Consider the following 13,699-nt stretch of genomic DNA (forward strand, 5'->3'; position numbering starts at 1 on the left):
GCCGGATACCGTGTTGCCGGAGTCCGTCGTCACGGGGGCCGGCTAACCGCGTTCGATGTTGCTGAGGTCCCGCAAAACGCCCAACCGGCCGTCGGTGTGCTGGACCAGGAACTCGTTGCCGCGGTCCTCAATGGCAAGGACCCAGCCGCCGGGTTCAATGACGAACGCCGGGGCTCCGGTGCGCGGGTCGACGGCGGTGCGGGGCTGTGCGACGGCGAACCAGAACGCCTCGTGTACAGGGTGGACATCGTCCTCTGCGGGCCGGCTGGCGGGATCCACCGTGGCGCCGATTGGCTCCTGCGGGCGGACCTGCTCATTTTGCCGGACCTGGGGGTTGACGGTAGTGGGGGCACTGCCGCCGGGGGTTGCCGGAACGCCGGCAGCCTGGGTCTGTTCAGCCGCGGGCGGGGTCTGCGCAGCGGCGGCAGTGGGCGCACCGGCCCCGGCAGCTGCACCTACGGCGGTGGCACCGGCGGCTGCGGCACCGGCAGCCGCCGCCGGGACGGCGGCCGCCCGGGTCTTTTCCGCACCGGACGCGGCCGGCTCAGCGGACCGTGCCGACTCAGCCGACGGAACCGACGGCGTCGAAGAGGCGGACGGCGTCGAAGTTGGCGACGGCGCTGGGGCAGCCGCGCTGGCTGCGGGTACAACGCCCGAGATCTGGGTCTCCGGTGCGCTGGGTGCCGCTGCGGCCGGGGCCGCGACGGGGGCCGCACCCGTCGAAGGCGCCCCGGCTGACGGTGCCCCGGCCGCCGTTGGGGTTGCCGCCGGCGCAGCGGCCTGGTCGCCGGTTACCGGGCCGCTTGCGGCCGGGCGCTTGCCCCAGCCCGCTGCCGCGCCGGATGCTGCCGCGCCGGACGTTACGGCGCCGGATGTTGCTCCTCCGGCTGCTGCCGCCTTGGTCGCGCCTGTTCCCGCGGAGCCCTTGGCTGTTTTGGGCTGCTTCGGCGTCTTGGGCGCCCGGGGCTTTTGCACCGGGGCAACAGCTTCGCGCGCCACGATGTGGGCAGGCGTTTCTTCCCGGCCCAGGAAGTCGCCAGCAAAGAACGGAATCCAGCGGGCCAGAACGGTGGCCGCGAAGAGCCCCAAGGCGCCAAGGAGCGCGATCAGCATGCTCGGCACGAACGCCCCGGCGACGGCCAGGAAGAAGAAGGCCAGCGTGAAAGACGCCACCACCGACGCGAACTGGTCGACCGACAGGGACCCGATCCGGATCTTGGTCGTCGGGCTGAGGCGGCGGGCCACGAACAACGCGGTGACAATGAGCGGAAGCACGATGCCCAGGCCCAGGAAGAATAGACTGCCCAGATTCCACAGGTTGTATGCGAAAGCAAACATCGGAATCAACGAGGCGATGAAGAGAAGCAGGGTGGAGCCGAAGACTGTGAGGTCCCGGATGGTGAAGGGGCCGAGGACAGCCTCGTTCTTCTTCGCGGTCTTCTTGTCCACCGTGAAGCGTGGCGCATCCCCGAACCCGGCAGGCCCCGGCTGCGCCGTTCCGCCTTGGCTCTGGGCGGGCGCCCGGAGCTGCCCGTTGTCTTGCTCGTTCATTCCGTATCTCCTTAGCATGGCGGCACCCTGGACAGCGCCGCCTAACGGCAGGCGAGGACAGTACCGCAAGCGGTTCCGGTCGCCTCCATCGGATGTCACAACTTCATCTCAGCCTAGCCAAGTGGATGGCCGATCACTAGCTGACAAGCCGAGGGCGGCCACAGCAGAATTCTCCGGCTTTCCGAATTGCGGAGGCTTGGCTCCCGGCCGCAGTCCGGCGCCGCCAACGAACCATTCGGCGCTTAACAAACACCGCTCACGGCGCTGTTTGTGACAGGGCGCACGTTTGGTCGGACCCGCGTATTAGTGTTTATTCCAGACAGCTCCAGCGGCACTGCCGCGCTCTGCCGCCGCCCGACGCCGCGCATGCGGCCCGGCGTGGAGGCGACGCGCATGGCCGCGCAGCCCGGATCGATGAATGATGAGGTTCACCATGTCCCAGCAGACACCCGGCTCCATGACCACGCAGACGCCCCACGGCGACGCCTTCGAAAACCTGTCTCAGGAGAACCGCCGCTTCGCGCCCTCGGCCGAGTTCGCGGCGAATGCGGTTGTCTCCGCCGGCGAGTACGCCGAGGCCGACGCCGACCGCCCCGCGTTCTGGGCGAAGCAGGCCCGCGAACTACTGAGCTGGAGCAAAGACTTCACCCAGGCGCTGGACTGGTCCAACCCGCCGTTCGCGAAGTGGTTTGTCGGCGGGGAGGTCAACGCCGCCTACAACGCCCTGGACCGCCACGTCGAGGCCGGCCAGGGGGACCGGGTGGCGATCTACTTCGAGGGCGAGCCGGGAGATACCCGCACGTATACCTACGCACAGCTCACCGAGGAAGTGAAGAAGGCTGCGAATGCCTTCGAGTCCCTGGGCGTGGCCAAGGGCGACCGCGTCGCGGTCTACCTGCCCATGATTCCCGAGGCCGTCATCACCATGCTGGCCTGCGCTAGGATCGGCGCGATCCATTCCGTGGTCTTCGGCGGCTTCTCCGCCGATGCCCTGCGGTCCCGGATCGACGACGCCGAGGCCAAGCTCGTGGTCACGGCCGACGGCACCTACCGCCGCGGCAAGCCCAGCGCCCTGAAGGCCGCCGTCGACGACGCCCTGGCCCGCGAGGGAGACGGGAACGGCCACACCGTGCAGAACGTAGTGGTAGTCAAGCGCAACGGGGCGGACGTGGACTGGCACGAGGGCCGGGACCACTGGTGGGCGGACACCGTCGGCGCCGCGTCCGCCGAGCACACCGCCGTCGGGCACGACGCCGAGCACCCGCTCTTCATCCTCTACACCTCCGGCACCACCGGAAAGCCCAAGGGCATCCTGCACACCACCGGCGGCTACCTCACCCAGACCGCCTACACGCACAAGGCGGTCTTCGACCTGCACCCGGAGACCGACGTCTACTGGTGCACCGCCGACATCGGCTGGGTCACCGGGCACTCCTACGTCGCCTACGCCCCGCTCATCAACGGCGCCACCCAGGTCATCTACGAAGGCACGCCGGACTCCCCGCACCAGGGTCGCTGGTGGGAGATCGTGGAGAAGTACAAGGTCTCCATCCTCTACACCGCCCCCACCGCGATCCGCACGTTCATGAAGTGGGGCAAGGACATCCCGGCCCGGTCCGACCTCTCCTCGATCCGCGTCCTCGGCTCGGTCGGGGAACCCATCAACCCGGAAGCCTGGATGTGGTACCGCGAGGTCATCGGCTCCAATGCCGGCAAGAACGGCGAACGCAAGGAGAATCCCGCACCGATCGTGGACACCTGGTGGCAGACCGAGACCGGGGCGCAAATGATCGCCCCGCTGCCCGGCGTCACGGCGACCAAGCCCGGTTCGGCCCAGGTCCCGCTGCCCGGGATCGCCGTGGACGTCGTGGACGAGGCCGGCGAGTCGGTGCCCAACGGGCACGGCGGCTTCCTGGTGATCCGCGAGCCCTGGCCGGCTATGCTGCGCGGGATCTGGGGTGACCCGGAACGGTTCAAGGACACCTACTGGTCCCGCTTCGAGACCATGTACTTCGCCGGCGACGGCGCCAAGAAGGACGAGGACGGCGACCTCTGGCTGCTGGGCCGGGTGGATGACGTGATGAACATTTCCGGGCACCGGCTCTCCACCGCCGAAATCGAGTCCGCATTGGTCTCCCACCCCGCCGTCGCGGAAGCCGCCGTCGTCGGTGCCGCCGACGAGACCACCGGCCAGGCCGTCGTCGCCTTCGTGATCCTGCGCGGGGATGCCGTGGACTCCGGCGAGGACACCGTCCAGGAACTCCGCAACCACGTGGGCAAGGAAATCGGTCCGATCGCCAAGCCCAAAACCATCCTCGTGGTCCCCGAACTGCCCAAGACCCGGTCCGGCAAGATCATGCGCCGCCTGCTCAAGGACGTCGCGGAAGGCCGCGAGGTCGGCGACGCCACCACGTTGGCCGACAACACCGTCATGGCCCAGATTGCGCAATCGCTGAAGAAATAACCGGCGCCCCGCTCGCCAGGTTTTGCCGGTGGCGTTCGGCCGGCGGCGGCGCCGCCCACTCTGGTGGGCCGCGCCGCCGCCGTCGTCGGTCCAGCAGGTCGATGCCGCAGCGCGCAGCCTTCCGCCTAGCGAACAGTGCCCCGATAACGAGGTTTTCCGGTAACGAACAGCGGGTGGGGGGCGGCGGCGCGATAGATTTGCAGACATGACTGAAGCCACACCGGCCAGCGGCGCAGGCCGCGGCACAATTCTGGTACTCAACGGACCCAATTTGAACCTGCTCGGAACCCGCGAGCCGGAGAAATACGGGACGGCGACCTTGGCCGACGTCGAACAGCTCGCCAAAGACGCCGGCGCGGCACACGGCCTGGACGTCGAGTGCTTTCAGTCCAACCACGAGGGTGCCCTGGTGGACGCCATCCACGCCGCACGCGGGAAGGCGGTCGGAATCGTGATCAACGCCGGCGCCTACACGCACACGTCAGTGGCCATCCGGGACGCCATTTCCGCTGTTGCCCTGCCCGCGGTCGAGGTGCACATCACCAATGTTCACGCCCGCGAGGCTTTCCGGCACCATTCCTACCTTTCGGACATCAGCAAGGCCGTGATCGCCGGCGCCGGGATCCTGGGCTACCGCTTCGCGGTGGAATACCTCGCCGGACTGCACGCGGACAAGGACTGAGCATGTCCCCCGCCGGACCCTCGTCCGGGGACTCGGGCGGGGACGCGGTTACTGAATCTGCCACAGCGCAGTGGTACCGGCACTTCGGCATGGTCGATGCCCCCGGTTCCTCCCCGTGCTATGCCGCGTGGGCCGTGGGGATCGCCGGTGACGCCGAGCTGATCCGGCGGATCGATCAGTGGCCGCACAACAAGCGGCAGCCGCTGCTGATCCTCGCGGCAGCCCGGTTTCTCGGCGCGCAGGTCAGCCCCTACAGAGACTTCCGGGTCTTCCTGGACCATCACTGGGCCGAAGTCTCGGAAATTGTTCTGTCCCGGTCCACGCAGACGAACGAAGCCGGACGCTGCGCCACGCTGTTGCCGTCACTCGCTCAGATTTCGGCCGTGGAGGGCCGGCCGCTGGCCCTCCTCGAGGTGGGCGCCTCGGCCGGGCTGGCTTTGTTCCCTGACCGTTACGGCTACGAGTTTGTCGGTTCAGGGGGCGACGGCGGCGCGGCGGAACCGGGCGCCGACCCTGCGGACGACGCGGATCCGGCGGAGGCCCCGGAAGCACGGACGACGCGGCTGGTTCCGGGCGGCGCCACGCCCGGCACGTTTCCGGTCCTGCGCTGCGTCACCTCGGGCCCGGTGCCGCTGCCGGCGGAAATTCCCCGGGTGGTCTGGCGTGCCGGGATCGACCTCAATCCCCTGGACGTCCGCAACCCGGACGACGTCGCCTGGCTCGAAGCCCTCGTCTGGCCGGAGCAGGAGTTCCGGCTCGATCGGCTCCGCCAGGCGATCGCAATCGCCCAGGAACGCCCGCCGCTGCTGGTGGCAGGCGATCTCAATGAACGGCTCGTGGAACTCGTCGGCCGCGCCCCGGCCGATGCCGCTCTGGTGGTGTTCCACAGCGCCGTGATGGGGTACCTGGATGCCGGCGGCCGCGCCCGGTTCCGGCGCACCATGGCGGAACTTGCGGCGGAGCGGGGCTGCCACTGGCTCTCGAACGAAGGCCACACGGTGATTGCGCAGGCGGACGGGTCCACTGTGGTCCCGGAAATGGACGACGCCCGGCTCCGCGGCCGGTTCCTTTTACTGCAGGACGGCCTGCCAGCGGCCATCACCGGCCCGCACGGGCAGAGCTTGGAGTGGCTTTAGCCGTGGCTCTGGCCGGCGCGGGCCCTGGCCTGCGCGGTGCCCCTTCGGCTATTTCTTGATGCACTGTCCGGACGAGACGGGACTGCCGAGACCCGGTGCCTGGGCCGCCACCGGGCCGAGGTCAGCCATGGTGATCGCAAATCCGAGTGAGGACTCCGAGGTGGCCTTGGCAAAGACCACGCCCGCCACCTGCCCGTCCATGGTCAGGAGCGGGCCGCCGGAGTTACCCGGCTGCACGTCACCGGCCAGACGGTACACGTCCTCGGGTGACGCATTTTTGCCATAGATGTCGGGGACCAGCACGGTGGCGATGTCCTGCACCGTGGCCGGTTTGGACTGGAAGGGCCCGCCGTGCGGATAACCGGCGAAGGCCGCGGCGCTGCCGGACGGCAGGTCAGCGGCCAGCGCGAGGGGTTCCGAGCGCAGGCCATCCACCGCCACAACGGCGAGGTCGTGCTGGGAGTCAAAGTAAACGACGCGCCCGGGCAACGCGCGGCCGCCGGGCGTTTCCACCACCGGCTCGTCGACTCCCGCGACCACGTGGGCGTTGGTCACCACCCGCCCGGGGGCGACCACAAAGCCGGTTCCGGTCTGATTCTGGCCGCACTGGTAGGCGGTTCCGGCGATCTTGAGTACGGACGCGGCGGCCTTGTTCAGCGCCGGCGTGTCCGTGCTGGTGTTCGGTATGGCAACGGGCTGGCTCTGGCCGAAGCCGTCCAGCAGGGTGGGGATGCCGTCGCCGATCACTGCAGAGCGCAGCTGCGCCATCGATGCCTTGACCGGCGTGGGCGTCACGCCGTCGATGAACCTGATGACTTTGGACTCCGCGAGCTGCTCGGACACGAACGGCACGCCCAGGGCCCCGATGCTGAACGCCAGCATCGACATCACGAGGGCGGACACCACCACGTTCACGCCCCCGCCCACAAGGCGGTCCACCGCGCGCAGGGGGCTGAAAGGGACCACGCTGCGGACTTGCCGCCCGATCATGGTGCCGAGGCCGTTCCCCACGATCATGAGCAGGACGGCGGTGGCGACGATTGCCGTCAGGCGCCAGCCGCTGTCCTCCACCAGGCCGCTGACGATGGGAACGGAGACGAAGGCCGCGACGGCGCCGGCAGCGAATCCCGCGATGCCGCCGAGCGTCACAAGGAAGCCGTTGCGAAGACCGTGGATCAGGTAGGACAAGAGCGCCACAACCAACGCCACGTCCAAAATGGTCAAGCCAAACACCGGGGCTCCTTACAGACAGTTCAGCGACGATTGTACCGGTGTAAGCTGAACGTTTGCCGACCGGCCGTTAGCCTGCACAGGGATCTGCGCGGGCTTCCCGAGCCGTGCGCATTCGGCCCCTTCGGGCGTTTCAGTGCCAACTACGTCACAGAAGCTCCAAAATTCTGAAAGAATGGCTGAAGCGCCCCAGCCGACACAGCTAGTCAGGAGATTTCATGGATATCGAGGTATTGCGCCGCGCCCCCCTTTTCGCCACGCTCGACGACGAGGCGTTCCGTCTGCTGACGGACGAACTTACCGAGGTGGACCTTTCACGCGGTGCCTCGGTATTCCGGGAAGGCGATCAGGGTGACCAGCTTTACTTCATCGTCTCCGGCAAGGTAAAGCTCGGCCGCACGTCGCCGGACGGCCGCGAGTCCCTGCTGGCCATCCTTGGCCCGGGCGAACTTTTCGGCGAAATGGCGCTGTTTGACCCCAGCCCGCGAACGGCCACGGCAACTGCCGTTTCCGAGACGCGCCTCGCCGGCCTGAAGAACGAGAGCCTCAACGCGCTGCTGCGCACCCGCCCGGAGGTTTCGGCCCAACTGCTGCAGGCCTTGGCACGCCGCCTGCGCCGCACCAACGATTCGCTGTCCGACCTCGTCTTCTCCGATGTGCCGGGCCGTGTCGCCAAGGCACTGCTGGATCTGGCCGACCGCTTCGGCCGCCCGGCGACCGACGGCGTCCTGGTCGCCCACGAACTGACGCAGGAAGAGCTGGCCCAGCTGGTCGGCGCCTCCCGCGAAACGGTCAACAAGGCCCTCGCTGAATTCGTGCAGCGCGGCTGGCTGCGCCTGGAAGCCCGCGCGGTCGTCATTCTCGACATGCAGCGTCTGCGCCAGCGTTCCCGCTAGGGATCCCCAGCAGCAACCACGAAGGCCGGCCCCGGGAACGGGACCGGCCTTGTGTCGTTTCCTCAGCAATCTCGGCCTGTTGGTCCGAGGGACATGCTCAGCTCGGGCAGCCAGGACCGGACATAATGCCACTATGTCCAATGGCCAGGGCCAACGGAGGGCATGTCCAGGGCCGACACGTCCCGACGAGGGACATGCTCAACGGCCAGTGCCAGCGAAGGGCATGTTCCGGGCCGACACGACCCAACGAGGGACATGCCCAGCTCGGGCAGCCAGGACTGGACATAATGCCACTATGTCCGATGGCCAGGGCCGACGGAGGGCATGTCCCTGGGCCGGCTCACGCCAGCGAGGGACATGCCCAGCCGTGCAGAAAAGACCTAGCGTTCCCGCTGGGGTTCGCCGGCAATCGTCTTGGCCGCTTCGACTTCGAGCATGAGCCGGCCGTCTTCCTCGACGAGCTTCGGCTGGTAGACGTGGGCCTTGCGCTTGTAGCTGAGGTAGGCGATGCAGCCGTTGGCCTTGGCCATCTTCTCGAGCATGATCTCCGAGCCGGGCACCAGGAGTTCGCCCAGGGTCCGGCCGACGGTGTTCTCCTGGCCCACCTCGTCTCCAAGCACCGTGGTGTCCCGCTCGTCCACGACTTTCCGGCAGCACACCCAGCGGCCCCACATGCCCTTGCTGGCCAGCAGCGAGGGCTGCTGGTTCACGGGCACGGTGGCGGCGAAGTACCGGGTGTTGAACCGGCGGTGCGCAAAATCGGGGCTGAGCCAGTTCACCAGGGGCTTGAGCAGGTCCGTGCGCAGCGAGAGCCCGCGCTTGGCGAGCAGGTCGGTGAAGGATTTCTCCTGCTCCGCCACGGCTTCGCGGGCGCGCATCCAGTCGGCGCTGGAGGTCAGCTCCACCGTGGTGGACAGGTCGGGGCCGGCCAGCAGGATGCCGGTTTCCTCAAACAGTTCCCGGATGGCGCCGACGACGTGGCGGCGCGCCAGCCCGACGTCGGACGTTCCAATCTGCTCGGCCCAGTGCTGGGGCGAGGGGCCAAGCCAGCCGACGGCGTCGTCGTCGGTCGCTTCCAGCGATCCGCCGGGGAAGGCGAGGACACCGAGCGGGGAGGACCCCGTCCGGTAACCGAGCCAGGTTTCCAGGCCTGTGGGCGAGTCCCGCAGGAGGATCACCGAGGAGGCCAGGCGGGGGGCACGGGGCGTCCGCTCACCGTGTTCAATCCAGCTCCGGGCTGCTCCCTCGAGATCGGGGGGCAGAACAAACAGGCGACGCGCTAACTGAGGCAACGAAGTGACCGGCCTTCTAGGCGAATTCGGCGATCAGTTCGACTTCAACAGGCGAGTCGAGCGGCAGGACGGATACCCCGACGGCGGAACGTGCGTGCTGGCCGGCGTCACCGAGGACCTGGCCCAGCAGCTCCGATGCGCCGTTGATGACGCCGGGCTGGCCGGTAAAGGAGGGGTCGGAGGAGACAAACCCGACAACCTTGACGATCCGTGTGATGCGGTCGAGGTCGCCGATCACGCTTTTGACGGCGGCCAAGGCGTTCACGGCGCAGACGGCAGCGTAAGCCTTTGCGTCTTCCGGCGACACGGTGGACTCATCGGCGGCGCCTGCTGCACCGGCGGACACCTTGCCGGTGGCCTCGAGCTTGCCGTTGATGAACGGCAGCTGCCCGGACGTGTAGACGTGGTTGCCGGAAATGACGGCCGGAACATACGCCGCGACCGGGGCCGCTACGTCAGGGAGCGTCAGGCCCAGCTCCGCCAGGCGCTGTTCGACGGCGGACGACGCGCCGGTGGCCGTCGCGGCAGCGGTGTTTTCGGAGACGTTTTCCGTACCCGCCGGCGTGGCCGGCATGGCTTCTGAGGGGGTGCTCATGGCTACTGCTTCTCCCGCTTCAGGTAGGCAACCAGGCCGTTTCCGTCAGGGCCGGGAACAACCTGGACGAGCTCCCAGCCGTCCTCACCCCACTGGTCCAGGATCTGCTTTGTGGCGTGGATAATGAGCGGAATCGTGGCGTACTCCCATTTGGTCATGACATAAAGCCTAGTCGTTGCCGGTAAAGTGGAAAACATGGCGACTGGCAAGAACCCTTTATTTGACACGGCCACCACCCTCGGAAAGATCTTTCTTTTCCTGGGCGTGAGCGCTATTTGTGGCGTCCTGGTGGCGGGCCTCCTGGTCCCCGCGGCGGCTGTTTCAGGCAGCGCGGCGAGCGGTTCGATCCAGTTCTTCGACACGCTTCCCGCAGAGCTGAAGGTCGACCCGCCGAGCCAGTCGACCACGATCCTGGCCTCCGACGGCAGCGTGATCGCCAACCTGTACGCGGAGAACCGCACCCGGGTGTCGCTGGACCAGATGTCCCCGCACATCAAGGACGCGATCATCGCCATCGAGGACAGCCGCTTCTACGAGCACGGCGGCGTGGACACCACCGGCATCCTGCGTGCCCTCGTGAGCACGGCCCGCGGCAACAAGCAGGGTGCGTCCACCATTACGCAGCAGTACGTGAACAACGTCATCAACTCCTCGCTGGAGGCCGAAGGCAAGGGCGACGAGGTCCTCCTCAACGGCGTCAACAAGGGCGTCGGGGACAAGCTCCGTGAAATGAAACTGGCCATCGCGCTGGAGAAGAAGTTCACCAAGGAGCAGATCCTCGAGGGCTACCTGAACATCGTGTTCTTCAACCGGGACGCCTACGGCATCGAAGCCGCGTCCAAGTTCTTCTTCAGCACCACGGCCAAGAACCTGACCATTCCGCAGGCTGCGCTGCTGGCCGGCGTCGTGAACAGCCCTTCCTACTACGACCCGATCACTAATCCGGAGAACGCCAAGGTCCGCCGCGACCTCGTGCTCCATGCGATGCTGACCCAGGGCAAGATCAAGCAGGCCGAGTACGACGCGGCGGTCGCGACGCCGGTGACGACCAAGGTCACCCAGCCCCGGCAGGGCTGTGCCTATTCGAAGACGGCGCCGTATTTCTGTGACTACGTCCTCCACCTGCTCCTGAACAACCCGGCCTACGGGGCCGACGCCGCCGAGCGTGAACGGAAGATCTTCCGCGGCGGACTGACCATCAAGACCACGCTGGATCCCAAGGCCCAGGCCGTGGCCCAGGCCCAGGTGGACGGGTCAGCCGGGGCTAATCCGGACAAGTGGGGCGCCTCGCTGGTGTCCGTGCAGCCCGCCTCCGGCAAGATCGTCTCCATGGCCCAGAACACCGTGTGGTTCCCGGCGGCCGGCAAGTTCGACCAGACGCAGAACTTCAACGTGGACGTCCAGGACGCCAAGGGCAATGACCTCAACGGCCTCGGCGGCTTCCAGCCCGGCTCCACGATGAAGCCTTTCACGTTCGCGGAGTGGCTCAACGAGGGCAAGTCGATGAGCACGCGGCTCAACGGCGCCGTGCGCCGATACTCTCCCGGCTTCCCGTGGCAGAACACCTGCCCAACACCGACCGACGGAATTTACGACAACAACGTCCCCGGCAGCTTTGACCTGCAGAACGCTGATGAGACACATTACAAGTACATGTCGGTCCTTGACGGTCTGGCGAACTCCATCAACACCATCACGTTCGCCTCCGCGGCCCAGCTGGACCTGTGCGGGATCCAGAAGGTCGTCGACGCTGTCGGGATCCATGGCGGCAACCCCAGCGGGGATGATCCGCACCCCCAGATACCGATGACCCGACTTTCCAACCTCATCGGTGCCACCCAGACGTCGCCGCTGACCATGGCCAGCGCGTTCGCCACCTTCGCTAACGACGGCAAATACTGCGAGCCGATGGCCATCGATTCGGTGACGGACGCGACCGGCGCCCAGCTGCCGGCCCAGACGCCCAACTGCCGGGACGCGATCAAGCCCGAGGTGGCCCACGGCGTCGCGTATGCCATGCAGGAAGTACTTAACCGCGGCTCGGGTTCGCTGATCCAGCCCCGGATTTCGACCCGGACCTCTTTCCCGATTGCGGCCAAGACCGGAACGAACGACAACAACAGCTCCACCTGGGTGACCGGCTACACCAAGGGCCTGGCGACGGCGACGTGGTTTGGCGATCCCCTGGGCGACCAGCAGCGCGCCGGACAGAATGTGACGATCAACGGCAACTTCTACAAGGGCATCGACGGTTACATGATCGCCGGTCCGCAGTTCTCGAACTACATGGCCCAGGTTGCGCCGGCCTACGGCACCGATCCGTTCCCGGCTCCCCCGTCGGACATGCTGTACGCCCCGGCGCCGGTAGCACCGCCTCAGGCCACCATCCCGTCGGAGCGGAGCAAGGCTCCGTCCGAGGAACCGTCGGCCGAGCCGAAGCCGGAACCCACGAAGTCGTCCGGCAAGAAGTAGCCGATGAGCTTGGGGAACCAACTGGCAAGCCGCGTTCGAAGCATCGGACGCGGCTTTGCCGTGACCGCCGCGATCGGGACGGCGGCTGGGACCGCCGCCGCCGGCTATGGGCTGTGGGAGAAGAACCAGTTCGTGCTCAGGGAGGAGACCCTTCCCATCCTGCCGGCCGGGTTCGGCCCGTTCCGGGTCCTACACCTCTCCGACATCCACTTCGTGCCGGGCCAGCACCGGAAGGCCCGGTGGCTGTCGTCGCTGGCGGAGTTGAGGCCGGACCTGGTGGTGAATACGGGCGATAACCTCAGCCATGCCAAGGGCGTTGACCCCCTCGTGGCGGCCCTGCGCCCCCTGCTGGAATTCCCGGGCGTGTTTGTCCCCGGCTCGAACGACTACTTCGGCCCGAGTTTCAGGAACCCCACCTCATATTTGCGCGGCCCCTCCTCCCAGCGCCCAGAGCCGGAGAAACTCGACTGGCCCCGGCTGAGGTCCGAGTTCGGCATGTCAGGCTGGGTGGAACTGACCAACCGCTGTCAGTCCCTGGTGCTGAAGGGCATTCGCTTTGATTTCTCCGGCGTCGACGATCCCCACCTGCGCCTGGAACGGTACGCGGGCTGGCCGCGCGGCACCAAGGGCCGGGACGCCGACCCGCATGTGCGCATCGCCGTGGCGCACGCTCCCTACCAGCGCGTCCTCGACCACTTCACCGAAGCCGGCGCCGACCTCCTCCTGGCCGGCCACACCCACGGCGGACAGATCTGCGTCCCGGGCTACGGGGCCCTTGTCACCAACTGCGACCTTCCCGCCTGGCGGGCCCGGGGCCTGCACACGTGGGAAAGCAACGGCAGCACGACGCCGGTGAACGTCTCGGGAGGCATCGGCACCTCCCGCTTCGCCCCAGTCCGCATCGCCTGCCGGCCCGAGGCCGTCCTGCTCACGCTGACCTCCCGCGCCTAGCCCGCCCCGCATCTCAGCTTGCCCGCCGGCCGGCCTAACGGGTGGACATGCCCTCCCTCGCGCCCCCGCCCACTGGCCATGCCCTTCCGAGGGTTGGCGCCACGACTGAACATGTCCCACAGGGGTGGCAGCACGACCTGATATGTCCGCCCAGGGGTGGCGACTCGACGGGACATGCCCTCTCATCACCCCGAGCGATGGGCATAAACCCACAATGCCCACCCGCCGCGGCCAAGATTGGACATGTCCTCCCAGACTTGGCACCACGACCGGACATGTCCCGCAGGCACCCCCGCCGCCCGGACCCCATTGCGGATCGTAATGACTGGGCGAGATGCTGGGAGCGGTGGGCAACGTGTGAATCCGGTCACTCGATGGCCTAGGGTAGTTGCTACAGGAAACTACATTCAACGGTGCTATCTATGCACGG

General features: G+C 67.5%; 11 protein-coding genes. 6 read left to right on the plus strand and 5 right to left on the minus strand.

All coding sequences use genetic code 11. The annotated features are described in order from the left end of the window. Positions 1-42 precede the first annotated feature (42 nt). Positions 43-1,551, minus strand: coding sequence for a hypothetical protein (locus tag ACFRJ8_RS17975; RefSeq protein WP_377987558.1), 1,509 nt, complete (start codon positions 1,549-1,551; stop codon positions 43-45). 433 nt (positions 1,552-1,984) lie between these two features. Here ACFRJ8_RS17975 and acs point away from each other — a divergent pair, with 433 nt between their 5' ends. From acs to ACFRJ8_RS17990, 3 genes are all read left to right on the plus strand, one after another. Further along, a complete protein-coding gene (acs, locus tag ACFRJ8_RS17980; protein WP_377987559.1) occupies positions 1,985-4,015 on the plus strand; it encodes an acetate--CoA ligase in 2,031 nt (676 codons plus the stop codon). Between the two features lie 205 nt (positions 4,016-4,220). After that, positions 4,221-4,697, plus strand: a complete 477-nt coding sequence (aroQ, locus tag ACFRJ8_RS17985; RefSeq protein ID WP_377987560.1) for a type II 3-dehydroquinate dehydratase — start codon at positions 4,221-4,223, stop codon at positions 4,695-4,697. A 2-nt stretch (positions 4,698-4,699) separates the two neighbouring features. Continuing rightward, positions 4,700-5,833 (plus strand): DUF2332 domain-containing protein, encoded by a 1,134-nt coding sequence (locus ACFRJ8_RS17990; protein ID WP_377987562.1) that lies wholly within the window; start codon positions 4,700-4,702, stop codon positions 5,831-5,833. Between the two features lie 48 nt (positions 5,834-5,881). Here ACFRJ8_RS17990 and ACFRJ8_RS17995 read toward each other — a convergent pair whose 3' ends face one another. After that, positions 5,882-7,066, minus strand: coding sequence for a MarP family serine protease (locus tag ACFRJ8_RS17995; protein ID WP_377987563.1), 1,185 nt, complete (start codon positions 7,064-7,066; stop codon positions 5,882-5,884). Between the two features lie 215 nt (positions 7,067-7,281). Between ACFRJ8_RS17995 and ACFRJ8_RS18000 the strand changes: the two genes are divergently transcribed. After that, positions 7,282-7,959, plus strand: a complete 678-nt coding sequence (locus ACFRJ8_RS18000) for a Crp/Fnr family transcriptional regulator (protein WP_011693220.1) — start codon at positions 7,282-7,284, stop codon at positions 7,957-7,959. 380 nt (positions 7,960-8,339) lie between these two features. Here the strand turns inward: ACFRJ8_RS18000 and ACFRJ8_RS18005 are convergent, their stop codons facing one another. The 3 genes from ACFRJ8_RS18005 to ACFRJ8_RS18015 are packed head-to-tail and all read right to left on the minus strand — an operon-like array spanning position 8,340 to position 10,004. Continuing rightward, the gene (locus ACFRJ8_RS18005) at positions 8,340-9,251 is read right to left on the minus strand and encodes an NUDIX hydrolase (RefSeq protein WP_377987565.1); all 912 of its coding nucleotides are present in this window, start codon (positions 9,249-9,251) and stop codon (positions 8,340-8,342) included. Between the two features lie 16 nt (positions 9,252-9,267). Then, on the minus strand, positions 9,268-9,825 hold the full coding sequence (locus ACFRJ8_RS18010) for a RidA family protein (RefSeq protein WP_377987647.1): 558 nt from the start codon (positions 9,823-9,825) through the stop codon (positions 9,268-9,270). Between the two features lie 23 nt (positions 9,826-9,848). Next, a complete protein-coding gene (locus ACFRJ8_RS18015; RefSeq protein ID WP_009359196.1) occupies positions 9,849-10,004 on the minus strand; it encodes a DUF4177 domain-containing protein in 156 nt (51 codons plus the stop codon). A 37-nt stretch (positions 10,005-10,041) separates the two neighbouring features. Here ACFRJ8_RS18015 and ACFRJ8_RS18020 point away from each other — a divergent pair, with 37 nt between their 5' ends. Both ACFRJ8_RS18020 and ACFRJ8_RS18025 read left to right on the plus strand, forming a co-directional pair. Continuing rightward, the gene (locus ACFRJ8_RS18020) at positions 10,042-12,318 is read left to right on the plus strand and encodes a transglycosylase domain-containing protein (protein WP_377987567.1); all 2,277 of its coding nucleotides are present in this window, start codon (positions 10,042-10,044) and stop codon (positions 12,316-12,318) included. Positions 12,319-12,321: 3 nt separating this feature from the next. Then, on the plus strand, positions 12,322-13,269 hold the full coding sequence (locus tag ACFRJ8_RS18025) for a metallophosphoesterase (protein ID WP_377987569.1): 948 nt from the start codon (positions 12,322-12,324) through the stop codon (positions 13,267-13,269). The last annotated feature ends 430 nt before the right edge of the window (positions 13,270-13,699 follow it).

The sequence above is a fragment of the Arthrobacter sp. NPDC056886 genome, from assembly GCF_042788715.1.
GTDB lineage: Bacteria > Actinomycetota > Actinomycetes > Actinomycetales > Micrococcaceae > Arthrobacter.